Raw genomic sequence first — 16,633 nt, 5'->3', positions numbered from 1 at the left:
AATTTAACCACAAACCTGGCCCTTAAGGCGGGGAGGAGCTCAGATCTCAATTGATCTAATGAACCCTTACGTTCTGGATAGGGGTTTCTAATGCCTAGACTAACCCTTCATTTAAATGTCAAGTCTTCTTCTGATTTTTCCAAATTCGTCCTTTTTTCAAGTAACCCTGATAGAGTGTATTTAATTAACATAACTCCTGTTCCGAGAGGACTTTTCGCGTTAAATGACGAATTCTTCTAAAACCAGCATAACTATGATTCCTTAATCCACCACGCATTCCGTTAGGAATGTGCATCAGTTCATGGACCACAATATAAACCCTGTCTTCGCAAGTTAACCGGTCGAATTTTTCTGAAATGACTTCGACAATATATATCTTCCTGGAATCTAGAATATACCTCCACTGACTTGGAAGAGCTAGGGTTCTAGCATACGCTCTCGATCTAGAACCGAAGCTCCTGATGAATTCAACCCTCTCTAGGTCTAGTCCTAGATCTAACTTCAGGTTAACTGTTTCAGCCGTTTTCTTAACATCTGGGGCCAGTTCGAACTTCAATCTTACTCTACTAGCCTAAAGACATTGTTCTTTATATCTTTCTGGTGAGGGTCTGTCTTTACATGTCTTAAATTAGTTATTCTAAGGTTAAGATAGAACTCAGATCTAGATCCCACGTGCTAATCGACGTTCCCAAAAGTTTTTTATTTGCCCAAGTAAAAGTATTAAGTTATGACTCAATCGGATCTTCACATAAGAAAAGTATTACAGATAATTAGGGGCAGATATACGGTCGACGGCGCTGGCGTTAAGTTGTACAGAGTTTTTGGCGGTCAGGGAACAGTAGAACTTACAGATCCTTTCCTCTTACTGGACTTCTTCGGCTCAAAGGATCCCAAAGACTACATGGCAGGATTTCCTTGGCATCCTCATAGGGGAATCGAGACAGTCACCTACATGTTAAAGGGCAGAGTGAAGCACGAAGATAGCACAGGAAATAAAGGTGTAATTGAGACCGGAGATATACAGTGGATGACTGCTGGCTCCGGGATATTTCATCAAGAGATGCCAGAGGTCAATGCTGATGGAGAAATGAGAGGCTTTCAGTTGTGGCTAAACATCCCTAGTGAAAAGAAAATGATGAGACCTAAGTACAGAAATCTAAGGGCGAAGGCTATTCCCGAAATTACCCTCGAAAATGGAGTTAGAGTAAAAGTCGTTGTAGGAACGGCAGGAGACGTTGTAGGACCGATTAAAGACACGTTGGTTGACGCGCAGTACCTCGATGTATACATTCCTCCAGAGACATCCTTTGTCCATGATGTAAAATATGGGTACACTTCATTGGTATATGCATTTTCGGGAGAGGGCTTTGCTGATTCTTCTGAGAAGGTCTTAAAGGAAGGAGAACTAGCTGTCTATAACAGGGAAGGGGACATCATTTCCATAAGGGCCAAGGACAAGCCCATGAGGATACTAGTTCTTTCCGGTAGACCTTTAGAGGAGCCTGTCGCCTGGTATGGTCCTATAGTCATGAACTATGAGTTTGAGTTGAGGGAAGCGTTTAGGGAACTTTCAGAGGGAACTTTCATCAAGAAGGACGCTGAGATCCAAGACTTTGAGTAACGGGATGCTGTCTTGAACGTCCTTTCTATTCAAAACGACACAAATCCCTAATCAACGGCTTTATCAGAGAATGGACAGATCAAGCCCGAGTTTTCAGGTTAATTCATGATTTCTATTTGTTTCCTATCAAATTTAAAAATAAAAGATTACGTTAAAACATCGGAGTATGTGGAGTGAGGTTCGGCTAGTGCTCAATAAGGTTTTCTTATTGCCCCTGAAATCCTTTGAGTATCCGGTCGTTCCAGAACTGTTTAAAGAAAACTACCGCTACCACAAGTACAGGAATCGCCAGGAGACCGAAGGTAATATCTAAACCTAGATATTCAGACATGTAGCCCACAATAGCCGGAACTGCGATGAACAGAAAGTTGTTGAAAGCAAGAAAGTAAGAGTTGACAGCATTTCTCTCTTCCTTACCTGTGGCTCTCTGGATCATAATAGTTGACATGGGAAAGACGGATCCATGAGGAATCCCCAAAAAGGCCATAACGATTAGAAAGAACCCGTACGTGGGGGAGAAAACGGTTCCCCACAACCCAAGCACGGTAATAATCACCGACACTAGCATGGGTAATCTCAGGGAATTGAAGGGCCTCACTGTCATGTAAAGCCTTGTAAGGAATGATGTAGTGAAGAATGGAACGTACGTAGAGTAGGCTAGGTCTCCTGGAACATGAAATTTATCAATTGCCAAGATTGTGAGGAACGCCGTAATGGCCGCAAATGGGACATTGTACGTAGTTATAGATAGGACAGATGAAAGGAAACCCCTATTTCTCAGCGCTTTCATCCCCCTTATTTCTTTCTTAACGTCCGGGAACTTGACCGTCCAGGACAAGGTCAAGGCTATAATAGCCAACGGGATGAAGGCAAGAAATACCTCCCTATATCCAAGCCTACCTAAAAGGAAGCTCTCATAGGAAGGACCTAAGATCAGACTGACGCTTAAGCTAGTGGAGTAAAGGGAAAGTAATCTCTCTGCTGTCCTTCTGTCATTGGTTAGAGACGCTGCCGTTATAAGGTTTGGCATTACTAAACCGAACGCGAAGCCTATGAGGGCTGCTATTATCCATATGGTGAAGGGGTTTGAAAAATAGAGCCATAAGAGCAGTACAACTATAACAAGATTCGAGGCTACGAATGCCTTTCGCCTCAGCTGAGAACTAAGAGAGGGGTTTATGTATGAAGTTGTAACAAACGTCGTTGCGAACATGACTGCAGTGACCAGCCCGACAAGGGTATTGGAGAAATTGAACCCATACTTTGACAGAGGTCCAACGGTTGTGGTCACCATATTGTTTGTGGCCCTTGCTGCAATGGTCATTAGGGACAACGTAATAGCTGTATATAGAAACGAAGAGTCTCTCTTCAAGCCGATCTTACTTCATTTCGGTGCAGCTTAAAAAACTTGATATAGGATTAAACTTTTTAACATACCTTCAATGGTACTCTTCAAAAATTATGTCAGACTATATCCGTTTAATATCCTAGAGACCGCTTCCCTAAGTTTGTCCTCGACCTCTGAACTTTTGAGCCCAAGGGCGAGCCCTGCGTGATACCAGCTCTTGCCTTGGAGGGTTCTAGACACTAGGCAAGACAAGGTGAGATCGTCAACATCGAAGGAGAGTTCCTTGAAGTAGATCTCAGCAAGGGTATGTACAGCATCCGCGACTGAGTTATAGGGAATAATCCCTTCCAAATAAGCCCTTAACCTCTCAACTAAAATGGGGTTAAACCTTACACTATGGGGAATCTTAGGTGTAGCTTTTAAGAGTTTTACGATAACAATCGGGTCTAGGTTAAAGTACACCTGATGCGAGGTTCTCAGTAGCTTATCTTTTAACAAAGTCGAAAGCTCTTGAACGAGTTCCTTAGACCTCTCGCTAAGGGGTCTAATAACTATTACAGAGTAGCCCCCTAAACCTTCATTCTTCTTAGTAGCCAAATGCACTGGAGTGTAACCGTTCCTTATCCAGAAATTCAACACCTTTGGCGTAGAAAGAAAGGAAGACCCTAACCAGTCCACTCCTTCCTTGAGGGCAACAGCTTCAATGTGGGAGAGGAGTGCAGTACCAACACCTCTATCTTGAAGATGAGGAGTAACTGCTATCCTCATGACCCTCCACCCTTTCATATGGCCAATTGAGGATGCCCTCAAATATTTGATAAGCCTCTGAGGGATTAGGTGTCCCTGATTCTCCTCCCCTCTGGATATGGCCTCCACTTTACTTTTCTCTAGTCCACCTTCCTCAACTATTTGGACTACCCCTGCTCCGTCCTTGGCCTCAAATAACCTCTGAAAGCTGGCGTCCCCCAGCATCATCAGGTCATCGGGAGAATTTCTGTAGTGTGCAGTAACTAGGATACCGTAAATCTTCCTTAAACTCTCTTCGCTTTGAAAGATGTCCTGGACCTTGATTTCCTCTATTCTGTTAAGGAAGATTGAGCCCTCGTTGTCGACATCCAGTAACATGGTATCGTAAAGGAATCTTTCAACTGGATCACCCTTAGCGTATCTTATTGGGGAGTCGAGCCTCAGCCGCTGAAGATCGTGCTTGCCTTGGAATTGTTCAAGGAACTTCAGGAAAATCTTTCCTGAACCCTCATATCCCTGTATGGTTGAAACTATCACCACTTTGTTCCACCTCCTCAATACATAGTCTAAGTACTCCTTGCCCAAAGCTGCGGCCTCGTCTATCACTATGATATCGCCGTGGGAGTCCCGCGCAAGCTCTGGTGGTAACCATCTAATGCGGCTCTCCCCAGCTTCTAAGGCCATCAATTTCCCGTCCTTAGACCTCACGGCCCTGAACTTCTTCTTAAGTTGCCTAAGGCCAGCCTCAGCGAAGCTCATGATCTCCTTACCAGACCAATATGTCGGCGATGTTACCGCTATTACCACGGGGTATTTGCTCAATGACAACAACAGGGATAGGGAGAGTCCAACCGATGCGCTTTTTCCCCTCCCCCTAGCTGCAGTAACTGCTAGAAGTTTCTTCCCCTCCTCCAAGAGGAAGTCAACCTCGTCTAACACCTTGACCTGGTCATCGGTTGCGCACAGCCTTGACAAGATAGGAAAACGTCCATCCTTAGTCCTTTTTGGTCTCGAGGTCTCAGAACTGGAGAACGGCCTCAAGGTAACATCTCCGTTGTGATAATATACTATCCCCCTATGGTCCTCCAGCTTCCTCCTGAACCTCTCTTCAAAAAAGTTGAAGGACTTTCCATCTCTTACAATTGTGGACTTATACAGTTTCTCATGTTCTATGTCATCGGAAAATATGACTGCTATTCCTCCCCCTCTTACAGTCTCCACAGCTCTGGCTATATAGGAGGGCCGGAAATCATCTACTGCATCTATTAAGGCAACGTCAAAGGTTTCACCTAGATACATCTCCGATGAGGAGTAGTCTATGTCCTTAACGTAGTTAAACTTGGACTTAATTATGGATAACCTCTCCTTACTTCCAACTATCCAAGGATGGAAGTAGTATCCCACTAAAGGTTTCTTGTTAACTTTGAGATACTCATTTATTATTTCAAACAAAAAGGGTTTGTATTCCCCCTCAATGACCACGAGATGCCTATAGTATCCCCTTGATCCATCCTCCAACATTTCATGTACATTACGTAACCTCATAAAGTGGGCGCTCCCCTTTCAGAGATAAAATCAAGTTCTTAACTGCTATCTCAGCCATCCTCTCCCTAGTTTCCACTGTCGCGCTTCCTAGGTGTGGAGTTAATACCACGTTTGGAAACTGAATTAAGGGATCATCCTTATCTATAGGCTCTTTCTCGAACACGTCAAGGGCTGCACCCGCGATCTTGTTCTCTTTCAGGATCTTTACCAGGTCTTGTTGGTTGATAACAGCCCCTCTAGACGCGTTTATTAGAAATGCAGTCCTCTTAAGCTTAGAGAGCTTTTCGTAGTCAAGTAAATGATATGTTTCTTTATTCAAGTCAACTGTCACCACAAGAAAGTCTGACTCCCTTAGTAAAGTGTCCAAGTCCACGAACTCTGCTTCCACTTCATGTCTCTTTCTACTATGATATATGACCCTCATATCAAATCCCTTTGCCCTCTTGAGCACAGCCTGCCCAATTCTACCCATTCCCAATATCCCTAGCGTGCTATGATTAACCTCTTTACCTAACATGTAGGTGGGGAACCAGGGCAAACTCCATTGACCTGCCCTTATTACCTTGTCTCCCTCCACAATCCTTCTAGCCACGGCGATTAGGAGCCCAAATATAAGGTCAGCAGTTGCATCTGTAAGGACTTCAGGGGTGTAGGTAACCTTTATGTTTCTCTCCTTCGCGTAGGCCACGTCAATATGGTCCACTCCAACACTATAGGTACTTATTACTTTCAGCCTTTTAGCGGAATCTATTATTTCTCTATCCACCCTCTCCGTCAATGTGACGAGGATTCCTTCCTTATCAGCTACCCTTGAGATTATCCAAGATTTTGGTGGTGGATAGTCCTCCTCCCATAGCTCTACCTCTGCTTCCTGTGAAAGTTCATGAACCCACTTACCTGGTAATTTCCTCGTGATTAGAACCTTGTACATTACATTCTTTATTTGTATACTCCTTTTTAACGTTCAAGACTGAGCCATTTACCCTCCGTTAAGATATAAAATTAGGTTTATAACCTGCTTATATTAAATATCTATATGCAGATTCCGGATAAAGTGGATAAAGTTGCGTGGAGTAGAACACATTCACTTCTTCTCGCCTCATTGGCTCTAGGATTTTTTATGTGGGGAACAATCAGTACAATTGCCCCCCTCCTTTACCCATCTGTGAACTACCTATTCTTCATTCTCGCTCCCATTATTGCCACCCTAACGGGTAACATTGTCTTCCCACTACTTTCGGATAGGATATACGGAAGGAAAAAGACCTTTATGATAACGATGGGGATGTATGGAATAGGTTCCCTAATGATCGCATCGTTGGCTGTCTTCTCTCAGTTGACAGGAACTCCTTTAACTTATACACCTGTGCTCTACCTGCTTACCATCGGCATAGTTCTGGGAGTGTTAGGGGTAGAAGGGGAAGTGCCTGTGATGCTATCTTATGCAGCGGAGATGATGCCTTTGAGAAGGAGAGACCAGGTTCTAGTATTGGCACCTAATTTCGACAATGTGGGGGCGATGGTAGCCTCAGCCGTAGTTCTCGTAACCTCAGCAGTCGCAGATAGTGCAGTGATCGATCTGCTGGCTCTTTCCATAACGGCCCTTGTAGGGCTAGCATTTCTTATAATCGTTAGGTTAAAGTTACCCGAGTCTGTCCGTTGGCTGTTGGAGAAAGGAAGAGTGGAAAACGCTGAGAAGGAGGTAACTAAGTTGGGTAACAAGATTCAAGAACTGAATGAAAACAAGAGCGTCAGACCCCTCAATCTTCTCTCTAGGTATTGGTTTTTAGTAGCCATTGCAATATCACAGTACTTAACCTACGGTCTCATGGCATTCTACATAGGTGATTTTTACTTCCCTAACCTGGAGAACCTGATAGTCTTTGTAGCCAACGTTGGTGCAAGCGTTGCGGGTTTCATCGCTGCAATGGCAATAAACAAGATTAAAAGTAGAAAGTTCTCGCTCTTTTCCTTCATGGGAGGTACCATAACTATCCTAGGTATCTTGGCAACCATTAACATTATTTCCAAAAATATGGAGTTATTTTACGGCCTTCTAATGCTTAATATGGCCTTCAGTGAGTTCGGTTGGGCTGTACGAACTATTTACGAACCTTTAATCCTTCCCACCAGAAATAGGGCCTTTCTCATAGGCCTCGTGAGGGTATTTCCAATAACCCTAAGTACAGTCTCAGTTTACTTTGCAAGTTTCCTCAACTCTCCATTCGACTACGTGTTATATAACACCGTCCTATGGGCTTTGGGAGCAATCGCGTCCCTGACCTGGTTCTTCAAGGGATTTGATGTTAACATGACTCCGATAGAGTTTTCATCTGGAACAATAGCGGAAAAGGGCACTACATAATAGCTTTTTAAATAACATGATAAAAAATTAATATACTATTTTACCCTAATAGTAATTTGATGAAGATAGTTTTAGGTTATGACGGATCAGATAACGCCAAGAAGGCCCTTCTCTTTGCCCTTCAAATAATGAAGGAAAAGGACGAGTTGCATCTCATTTCTGTAGTGAAGGAGATTCCTCGAAGCCCAGAACAAGTGGTACTGGAGAACGATAAGAAGGCTGAAGATGCGTTGAATTCCATAAAGAAGGAAATAGAAGGATACAACGTAAAGACCCACATACTGGAGGGGGCTGACGTAGCTTCCACCATAATCGAGTACTGCAAGAAGATAGAGTGCGACCTAATTGTTACCGGGAGCAGGGGATTAACAGGAGTAAAGAGGATAGTTATGGGTAGTGTCTCAAACTCTCTCGTGAGTAAATCTGAAGTTCCCGTTCTCGTGGTTAAGTGAATAAGATATATCTTTTTTATCTTGTAGTAAGTAATGATAATACATGTATTCTATAGAGGTAAAAGACCTTACAAAGAGATACGGGGACTTCACTGCTGTGGATCACATATCCTTCAAAGTGGAAAAAGGTGAGATCTTTGGACTCTTAGGGCCAAACGGTGCAGGGAAGACAACAACAATAAAGATGCTGACAGGGTTAACACCACCAACCGAGGGAGACGCCATTGTATCAGGTTTTAGCGTTAAGGAGAAACCAATTGAGGTTAAGTCTAGAATTGGGTGGATTTCCTCAGAGGTTATCCTTGATGACGATCTTACGGCGTGGGAAAACCTGGAGATACAAGCTAGGCTCACTGGAGTGAAGAACTGGAAGGAAAGATCCCTCGATCTCCTAAAATACTTTGGCATTGCAGAGTTCAAGGACAGAAAAACTGGAAAATTCTCAACAGGTATGAGAAAGAAATTAGAGGTCTCAATGGCTCTCCTAAACTCTCCTGAAGTTATATTTATGGACGAACCAACCATAGGTTTAGACGTCAACACCAGAGCTACTATGTGGAACCTGATAAGAGAGATCAACAGGGATTATCAGGTCACAATATTATTGACCACACACTACATGGAGGAAGCCGATTCCTTATGTTCAAAAATAGGGATCATTAACAAGGGGAAGATCATAGCGTTGGGGAGCCCTGAGGAGCTTAAATCGAGATATGGTGGAGATATGATAGAAATAGAGCTGAAGGAGAAGGATAAACTGAAATTTGATATTCAAAACGCAATTATCTCCGACAGCAGGGTGAGAATTAAGGTGAACAACGCCGAGTCATCACTAATGGATATTATCAAGGCTATAGGGGATAATAACATCAAAACTGTAAGGATTCAAAAATCAAGCTTAGACACCGTTTTCATAAACCTAACGGGAGGAAGCATTGAGGAGCAGGACTTCGATGCGAGAAAGTTTTACGCAATGATAAGGAGGGCGAGACGATGATGGACAAACTTTACGCCCTATACATGAGGGAATTCAAGAGGATATTTAGAAGCGTGTATATGTGGATAATGCTGATATCCCAACCAGTTATGTGGCTAGTTTTCTTTGGAAGTAGCTTCTCTGGAGTTCCATCCCAGGTCTTAGTGAGCTTCTTTCACACTACAAACTACATCGCCTTTATCCTTCCTGGAGAACTTTCAATATCCATGTTATTCGTAGGGATGTTTAGCTCCATGAGTTTAATCCAAGATAAGAGGTTTGGGTACCTAAAGAGGGTAATGATAACTCCAACCCCGAAGTATGACGTTTTCCTTGCTAAAACTTTAGGGGGGATGACCAGAGGACTACTTCAAGTTCCGATATTGCTTCTCGCGAGCTATTTTCTCGGTGTAAGGCTGGATCTTAACGTTGTATCAATAGGTGTACTGTTACTGTCACTTGCATTCGTAGGTATTGGTTTCTCCTCATTATATTCCATGTTTACTCTGAAAACCGCTGACTGGCAAGCTCCCGGCGTTATCTCTAATCTGATAAACCTTCCGCTAATGTTCTCTAGTACAGCGTTATTTCCAAGAGCCTTCTTCCCAGGATGGCTCAAAGTCATTAGCGATTTCAATCCTCTGACTTACGCAGCTGAACTTAACAGAGGTATGCTCCTATATAACGATCCGTCATGGAATTACCTTGGGTATCTTGCGGGATTCGCATTGGTTATGTTAGTTCTAGGCAGCGTATTAACAAACAAGTACCTGAGCGCTGACTAAGGTACTCTCCTGGATACTGACTCCCTCCCCGCCATAAATGGCGGGACTTTCAGTTAGTTTGTAACGCAGGGATCATAACATTTTTTTGTTAATTCAATTGATTAGTAATAAAATAAACCATTTATTCCTGATAGAAGTAGCTGTATTTATCACGGTGTAACTTTCTTCTTTAACTTTTGCATATACTCCTCTATTGTTACTACTTGGTTATTTTCATCCACCACAAGGGATCCAGGTCTACCCTTTCTTCCCACAGTAATATACCAAATACTAATGGCAATTAGAGTTGAAATCAGTATGTAAGATGAGAATGTATCGGGAAATGCTATTGACTGAGCAACGCCCCAGGAATTTAGGAGAGTAGCAACTATGGGAATGACTGAAGTAGCCCAGGTTAGCTGACCTATTCTATAATAGAAGACTGGGACACCAAACCCGTCTATTATTCTACCCGTAAGCCAGAAAATACCCGTTATCACGCTGACATCGGCGAAAGCCCCAGGTATACCCAGAAACTGGATAGAGAGAACAGTTATTACTACGGACAATGAGCCTATGAGTAAGGTAGCTAGGAGCGGTTCTCCACTCTTGGTAACCTTCGATAATATGTGAGGGGCGGCCTTTTCTCTAGATAAATTGAAAATGATCCTGGAAGCTCCCAGAGTAGTCCCTATATTGGAGGTCAATAGGCTGTTAGCAGCCAAGACTAACGCAATTAACATAGGTATTTCCCCATAGCTGAACATTTCGTATATAAGGGGTTGGGGAGAGTTTGCCAAGGACGACAATGAACCGTTCCAAAGCGCTATGAGCGCGTAGGTTCCTAGGAACATGGCCACTCCGCCGAGGATTAAGGAGAGCCACATCCCCTGGGTCACAGTTTTAAGAGGTTTCTTGGTCTCTTCTCCTAAATATGTTGCCGCACCAGCTCCAGATATGCTTACCATGGAGAGAATGAAAGCTTGAGCTATGTCGTTAGCACTAACACCGTTAGGGGTGAAGTACTCTGGATGAAAAGGTTTGCTAAGGGAGAACGCAAATAAACCAACTAAAAGTATAACCTCTGCAGTTGCGCTTATAGTAACTACATAACCTAGAAGTTTTTTTACGTTTGTAAGGGAGATAAGAGTAGGGTAAGCTAGACCAATACCTATTACTAGAGGCTCAAGCCAGATGGGGACAGAAAGACCGGACACTTGGAGCCCTATACTGATTAGTAAGTACAGTGTGATAACATTTACAGCATTCAAAAATGAGTAGGCAAAAGCCTCAGTCATCGCCTCGAAGAACGACACTGATTTCTTTCTCCACGCGCTATAACCATAGGTATAATATCCTCCAGCTGATGCTACCCTTCTGGTATAGCTAGTTAGGGTGTAAATCCACAAGGCACTGCCAAGCAAAGCCAAAAGAGTTGTGAACACTACTGCATGCCCCGCATACAACATTGCGGCAGTAGATGTCGAAACAACACTACCTAAAGGTGCAGTTACAGCCATAGCTTGACCGTACGTTTCTTTTAGAGAAAGAACTCCCTTGTTGAGCCTCATAAGTCTCCCTTTAAGCTTTTCGATCCTAAAAGTTTAAAAAATTTCCCTTGAAAAAACATTGGATCTCATGAAAGCTTAAAGGGTGTAGCCCTTGAAAAGTTTAAAATTTGCTTAAAGGGAAAAACCATTCTATTCAGAATATCCCCATCTCTCAAAAACAATTTTAAGCAAAATCGAATAGGAAGTAATATTATCTAGTTAGTTTCGCTAGACTTCGCTAAATCTTCCATAGTTTTCACTAAACTTTCAAACCTTATCTTCATTTCTGGAGGCATAGGTTTTTTAGGTTGAATACTTTTTAACTGTTCTAAACCATTTTTGATAGAATTAACCAATTTACTATGTTTTCCATCATAATACTCTTTTTTTACAGTTTTCTCAATGGATTTTAGCTTCTCATAATCTTCATTGGTAAAAAATCCCTCCTTTACTAGATAGGTTTCCATGTCAGTGATTACTAGCGGAAACTGGAGGTCTAGTAGTTTCCAGACCTTAGAGATGAATTCATCCATGATCGCTCAGAGACATTTTGACATCTGACATATTAAGAGTTTAGACAAATTTGGAACTCACTTGATCGAATGATAGAGATGTTAGACATTCCGGGTTACCTATGATAGAGGTTTCCTTTTTCACGGAATATCCCTTATTTAGCTTGGCGAGATCGGCTATTGGAATATGAAAGTTTTAATAACCTCAATTGAAAACTTGTTTTATTGATAAAAATTGGAATATTTGGGATAAAGGATCGTGTAGGAAAAACTACGTTGAGCGTGAACCTAGCCATGGAACTGTCCAACTATGGTAGGACGTTGATAGTTGACAAAACCCCGACGTGTGGTTTGTGGAGGAAACTTGGAATTAGTGGTTCTGACCATGATCTCATATGTTACAATAACATGTGCGTACTCAAGCTCTTTAGAAAACCTTTTAGAATCAACGAGGAGTATCCTGACGATGAAATAAATAAATTAATGCATTTTTATCGGTCTGGTTGGGATTATATTGTTATTGATAATTTTACCAATGCGACATTAGATAACAAAATAGTAAGGGTAGACTTAGACGCTCTTCCTATCTTCGTCACAGACCCTCTAAATATTGACATCCTCCTGCGATACGCTTCCAATTTTCCTAGAAGGTACGCTCTCATAGTTAATTTCGCCTTTAATGGGTTAAATTTAAGCAACGAGGTCAATAGACTTTTCCAGATGGTTCTTTCAATTCCGGTTACTGATGATAACCAGATGAGAGCTTATCTCGGTAGTATCGTTAAGGACTTGACAAATCGATCAACGCTATTTTACGGCTAGTAAAATATGTCCTTATTCTGCAAAAATATGAGAACAGATATTTATTCTAAAACGAGATCTTTAAGGACAACTAATTATTTTCTCTTAACATCAAAATCTAGAAAGTAATTCTTTCAAAAGGAAAAATCTATTTCGGATAAAAACAGTAAAACTCAATGTCCAAAAGTTAAGTACACGTACAATAACTTATTTTACCCAATTCATAGTACTAATCACCATGTTGTACTCTTTAGGGGTTATAGCTTCGGCCTTGGCTGGGTTAACTGTCGTACTAGGTGGTATAGTTGAGGGGTACGGCTATGGTCTATCGTTAGGTACCAAATGGCCATACACTAGGGACATTCATCATGTCGCAATGAAAGGAGATCCAGAAGCACTTCACAGGATAAGCGCAACAATCGTTGGTTTAATTTCTCTAGCGTTTCTAATAATGTCTCCTTCATTTATAACAGTTGTTGGATTTATCGCAGTTATATTTACAGCGCTTCTGGGAATGGCTACGCTTTACGTGCTGGCTGGAAAATTACCGTCCGTGTTTCAAGGCCTTCATGACATAGCTGCCTACACGGTCTTCGTCACATATCTCCTTATCTTCCTTCAAGGGCTAGGCTACAACATAAACATCATAGCGTTCTTGGAACAAGCAATAATACCTCCCCACTTCCTCTACTTCGTAATTTTCATGGGAGGAGTAGTAACGGGACTCAGGAGAATGTCTAGGCCTATTGGACAGGTCAGGAAACCTCAGGGGAGACTTCAGTGGGCATGGGCAATTCACGGCGTTCTGGCAGTAATATTCATTCTTGCTGTATTGTACCTACATTACTGGCTAACTTTAGGGTTCACCGCGCTAGAAATAACGGCAGGACTATGGGTCTATAGATCTATCAACAAGAATCCAGAGAAGCCAGGTGCTTCCATAGGGTTTCACCAGCTCTTCTCATTGTTAACTGTCGTCGCCATAATTCTAAATTCCCTTGCAATAGTACCTTGAATCAGCGGAGATGCATGAAATCACATAAATTCATTTATTTCAAATTCATCATCAAGTGAGCCAAGGGATATGTCTATTTTGGACTCCTCGTCTAAGTTATAATATTTTTTCGCTAATGTTCCTATCGCTTCCCTCAAAAGCTCGTTAGCCCTAGTTCTGCCTGTCCCTATGACATTATTCAGATAGGACCATGGCATGCCCTGTAACACCTTCGCTATTAGAACCTTCTCCATGTCGTCATCTAGTCTCCAGTCTCTTCTGAAATCCCAGAAGTACTTGAGAACTAACATATGGATTCCATCAGCGGAGGACTCGTAAGGGCTTATTCCCTGCAAATATGCTACTATTTTAGCCAAATATATCCTGTTCAACTTTACCTCCCTATGAGCTCTTCCGCCATCCAACAACAGCATGGCGATCTCAGGAGTCATATTGAAGTAGACGTCATGGATGGTATTGAGTAATTTATCTTTAAATATAGATGAAGCTACGCCAATCACTTTCCTCGCTGGTTCCGAAATCGGGCGTATGACCACGACAGGAAAGTCACCGAATTTCTCATTTCTCTTGGGCGAGACGTGAACCGGGATGAAACCGTTTCTTAACCAAAACCTCAGAACCTTCGGATCTCCCATAAACGAAGAGCCTACCCAGTCCACGTTGGATTGCATGGAGTCCTCAACTATTATACGCAGAAGCTGGCTCCCGAACCCTTTGTCTTGTATCTCTGGCATGGTTGCAATCCTAACTATCCTCCAACCTTTCAGTTCCCCGACTTCCTTTATCCTTGTGTGTTTCAGGAGCCTGTCTGGGATCAGGTCTCCGTCAAACGTACCGCCCTTTAGAGCCAAATCTATCATCGACTGAGATAGGTCACCCTCCTCTGATATCTGAGAAACTGTAATGAAGCCGTCCTCCGCTCTCAACGCTTTTAAGATGTGATGTGGGCCGTCCCCCATTATCATTAGGTCGTCAGGGTTATTCCTATAGTGAGCAGTTACAAGGATCCCGTAAGCCTGAGATAGCTGTTTATCGTCCTGGAAAAGAACCTCCTTATCCAGTGTAAGGTATTCAACGGTATCTAGATTTTTAGGTCTTACAGGTTCAGGGCTTAAGAGAAGTGCGTCGTATAACCACCTTTCCACTGGGTCTCCTTCTGAGTACCTCAATGGTTTAGACATGGTTAGCCATCTTGCCCAGGCTTTCTTACTTTCCAGTACTGCTCTCAGATACTTAAGGAAAGCTTTTCCAGACCCTTCGTAACCATAAACTGTAGAAACGAAAACAACCTTTCTCCACCTGTTCACATACTGAGCTAGCAGGTTTATTCCAATAGCTGCTGCTTCGTCCACTATCAGTAGATCTCCATCATCACCGACAGCAGTCTCAGGAGAGACATAGACAATGGAGAAGTTATCTCCCCTTATAGACCTAATTAGACCCACGTCTGAAAATACAGCTGTGTTATCTATACCTAAAGTATCTAACCCCTTCTTTGCAAACTCCAATATTTGCGAAGCTGACGCCAGTGACGGTGCGGTTATTACGATCCTAACCCTGTCCTCACCGGCGTCTGCAACTAATGCTGCAATTCCAAGACCTGTAACAGAGCTCTTACCCCTTCCCCTTGGGGCGGTAATTACGACTATCCTCTTTCCACCACGCTCAAGGACCCTAAACTCCTCAAGTACTCTATCCTGTTCATCAGTAGCGCAGAGATCGTGAAGCTCTTTAGGGAAATACATGCTTTTAAGGGGCTTTTTCTCCCTAGTTGATTTAACTTCCCCCTTAAATTCCCTGGGACTATAACCTGTTGAATCTATTAGGAAAATCCCCTCATGCTCTCTCAACTTTCTTCTAAACCGTCTTTCATAGTAGTCATTTACTACCCCTTTTCTCGCAATGGAATTCCTAAAGATCTTATTTCTAATGAGGTCATCCGTGTACATTACCACGAGTCCGCCACCGCTAACTAAATCTGCGAGCCTACCGACGTAATTGGGTTGGAAATTGTCTACTAGGTCCAGCACTACTAGGTCGTAGGTCTTCCCCAGATAATATTCGGAACTGGAATAGTCAATATCGTCCGCATTACCCAAAAGGGGTCTAAGTTGATTGAACCTTTCCTTTGAACCAGTTACCCATGGATGAAATGCATAAGCCCTCCTATCACCGCCAAGCTCATTGTAAACTTTTATCACACTCTGCAAATCGTCCATGAAGTCTTCCTTTTCAATAAACACCAGATTTCTGTAGAACCTCTTTTTGGAGTCTATTAATGAGAGTCTCAGGACGTCGAGAAATTCATTCCTTTGCATGGGCTCATAATCCGTATTTCTTCTTTAAAGCTTCCTCTACATCTACCTCGCTTAAATTCGCAATGGAAATAGCCCAGGCTATTACGTCAGCTAGTTCCTCCTCAACGGAGCTCTTGTCCCCAGACAAAAGAGCTTCAGCCAACTCCCCTACCTCCTCAGTGAACCAGGTAAATGTCCCAAATATACCCCTCTCCAAATCCTTGTTGAAGTACATTTGTTTTAGTTTAAATTGCACTTCTTTAATTTCCAACCCTCATCTCCCTCTTTACCAGCTGGATCTCTTCGTCGCTTAAATGGATAACCATCGTCTTTCTAACTTCACCTTCCTTCGATACAAACTGGATTTCTACTCTCCTGAGCGAGGAGACGGTGTCTAGGAATTCCTTATCTATGAAGTATTCGACATATAGCGGGCTTTCCTCCTCATCGTAAATAACGTGTCTCACAACCACGTTGCGATTCTCCCTGTCAATTTCAAATTGGACAGGTGCATTGTCTCTCTTGGGAACGTCATCGCTCATACAGGCAACTTTCGCTCCATCGTAGCAAATACACGAGCCGTCCTCAAGTCTTTCCAAAACTTCCTTCGGAATGGTCATCCTCATTAGACTTATTTTCT

Annotated in this window: 16 protein-coding genes; 7 read left to right on the top strand and 9 right to left on the bottom strand. The window is 42.7% G+C overall.

The genetic code is table 11. From position 1 onward, the window contains the following. Positions 1-184: 184 nt before the first annotated feature. Positions 185-556 carry a putative metallopeptidase gene (locus tag GWK48_RS06480; protein ID WP_174630677.1) on the bottom strand — a complete coding sequence of 124 codons (372 nt, stop codon included), beginning with the start codon at positions 554-556 and terminating at the stop codon, positions 185-187. Between the two features lie 171 nt (positions 557-727). Between GWK48_RS06480 and GWK48_RS06475 the strand changes: the two genes are divergently transcribed. Then, entirely contained in the window at positions 728-1,621 is an 894-nt protein-coding gene (locus GWK48_RS06475; RefSeq protein ID WP_174630675.1) for a pirin family protein, read from the top strand. Between the two features lie 205 nt (positions 1,622-1,826). Here the strand turns inward: GWK48_RS06475 and GWK48_RS06470 are convergent, their stop codons facing one another. The 3 genes from GWK48_RS06470 to GWK48_RS06460 form a co-directional block, all read right to left on the bottom strand. After that, on the bottom strand, positions 1,827-2,945 hold the full coding sequence (locus GWK48_RS06470) for an MFS transporter (protein WP_174632613.1): 1,119 nt from the start codon (positions 2,943-2,945) through the stop codon (positions 1,827-1,829). Positions 2,946-3,080: 135 nt separating this feature from the next. Further along, entirely contained in the window at positions 3,081-5,261 is a 2,181-nt protein-coding gene (locus GWK48_RS06465) for a tRNA(Met) cytidine acetyltransferase TmcA (protein ID WP_174630673.1), read from the bottom strand. Beyond that, positions 5,248-6,192 carry a 2-hydroxyacid dehydrogenase gene (locus GWK48_RS06460; protein ID WP_174630671.1) on the bottom strand — a complete coding sequence of 315 codons (945 nt, stop codon included), beginning with the start codon at positions 6,190-6,192 and terminating at the stop codon, positions 5,248-5,250. Before GWK48_RS06460 ends, GWK48_RS06465 begins: the two co-directional genes overlap by 14 nt. Positions 6,193-6,276: 84 nt before the next feature. Here GWK48_RS06460 and GWK48_RS06455 point away from each other — a divergent pair, with 84 nt between their 5' ends. The 4 genes from GWK48_RS06455 to GWK48_RS06440 are packed head-to-tail and all read left to right on the top strand — an operon-like array spanning position 6,277 to position 9,839. Beyond that, positions 6,277-7,626: an MFS transporter gene (locus GWK48_RS06455; RefSeq protein ID WP_425487496.1), complete on the top strand. Its 1,350-nt coding sequence runs from the start codon at positions 6,277-6,279 to the stop codon at positions 7,624-7,626. 59 nt (positions 7,627-7,685) lie between these two features. Next, entirely contained in the window at positions 7,686-8,078 is a 393-nt protein-coding gene (locus GWK48_RS06450) for a universal stress protein (RefSeq protein WP_174630669.1), read from the top strand. 43 nt (positions 8,079-8,121) lie between these two features. Beyond that, complete coding sequence (locus GWK48_RS06445) at positions 8,122-9,075, top strand: ATP-binding cassette domain-containing protein (protein ID WP_174630668.1); 954 nt, start codon at positions 8,122-8,124, stop codon at positions 9,073-9,075. After that, positions 9,072-9,839, top strand: a complete 768-nt coding sequence (locus GWK48_RS06440) for an ABC transporter permease (protein ID WP_174630666.1) — start codon at positions 9,072-9,074, stop codon at positions 9,837-9,839. Before GWK48_RS06445 ends, GWK48_RS06440 begins: the two co-directional genes overlap by 4 nt. Positions 9,840-9,988: 149 nt before the next feature. Here GWK48_RS06440 and GWK48_RS06435 read toward each other — a convergent pair whose 3' ends face one another. Beyond that, positions 9,989-11,389 carry an APC family permease gene (locus GWK48_RS06435; RefSeq protein ID WP_174630664.1) on the bottom strand — a complete coding sequence of 467 codons (1,401 nt, stop codon included), beginning with the start codon at positions 11,387-11,389 and terminating at the stop codon, positions 9,989-9,991. 194 nt (positions 11,390-11,583) lie between these two features. Beyond that, positions 11,584-11,901, bottom strand: a complete 318-nt coding sequence (locus GWK48_RS06430) for a hypothetical protein (RefSeq protein ID WP_174630662.1) — start codon at positions 11,899-11,901, stop codon at positions 11,584-11,586. A 204-nt stretch (positions 11,902-12,105) separates the two neighbouring features. Here GWK48_RS06430 and GWK48_RS06425 point away from each other — a divergent pair, with 204 nt between their 5' ends. Together GWK48_RS06425 and GWK48_RS06420 are read left to right on the top strand one after the other, a co-directional pair. Then, positions 12,106-12,702 (top strand): ParA family protein, encoded by a 597-nt coding sequence (locus GWK48_RS06425; RefSeq protein WP_174630660.1) that lies wholly within the window; start codon positions 12,106-12,108, stop codon positions 12,700-12,702. Positions 12,703-12,919: 217 nt separating this feature from the next. After that, entirely contained in the window at positions 12,920-13,696 is a 777-nt protein-coding gene (locus GWK48_RS06420; RefSeq protein ID WP_174630658.1) for a cytochrome C oxidase assembly protein, read from the top strand. Positions 13,697-13,716: 20 nt separating this feature from the next. On the opposite strand, the gene GWK48_RS06415 is transcribed toward GWK48_RS06420, so the two are convergent. Genes GWK48_RS06415 through GWK48_RS06405 form a run of 3 tightly spaced genes read right to left on the bottom strand, consistent with a single transcriptional unit; the run spans position 13,717 to position 16,619 of the window. Continuing rightward, positions 13,717-16,014, bottom strand: coding sequence for a tRNA(Met) cytidine acetyltransferase TmcA (locus tag GWK48_RS06415; RefSeq protein ID WP_174630656.1), 2,298 nt, complete (start codon positions 16,012-16,014; stop codon positions 13,717-13,719). 4 nt (positions 16,015-16,018) lie between these two features. After that, positions 16,019-16,264 (bottom strand): MazG nucleotide pyrophosphohydrolase domain-containing protein, encoded by a 246-nt coding sequence (locus GWK48_RS06410; RefSeq protein ID WP_174630654.1) that lies wholly within the window; start codon positions 16,262-16,264, stop codon positions 16,019-16,021. Further along, positions 16,254-16,619 (bottom strand): hypothetical protein, encoded by a 366-nt coding sequence (locus GWK48_RS06405; RefSeq protein WP_246263755.1) that lies wholly within the window; start codon positions 16,617-16,619, stop codon positions 16,254-16,256. The genes GWK48_RS06410 and GWK48_RS06405 overlap by 11 nt, the downstream gene beginning before the upstream one ends. Between the last annotated feature and the right edge of the window lie 14 nt (positions 16,620-16,633).

Origin of the sequence: Metallosphaera tengchongensis, assembly GCF_013343295.1 — an archaeon.
Taxonomy (GTDB): Archaea; Thermoproteota; Thermoprotei_A; order Sulfolobales; family Sulfolobaceae; genus Metallosphaera; species Metallosphaera tengchongensis.
This window is presented reverse-complemented; position numbering and strand designations above follow the sequence as displayed.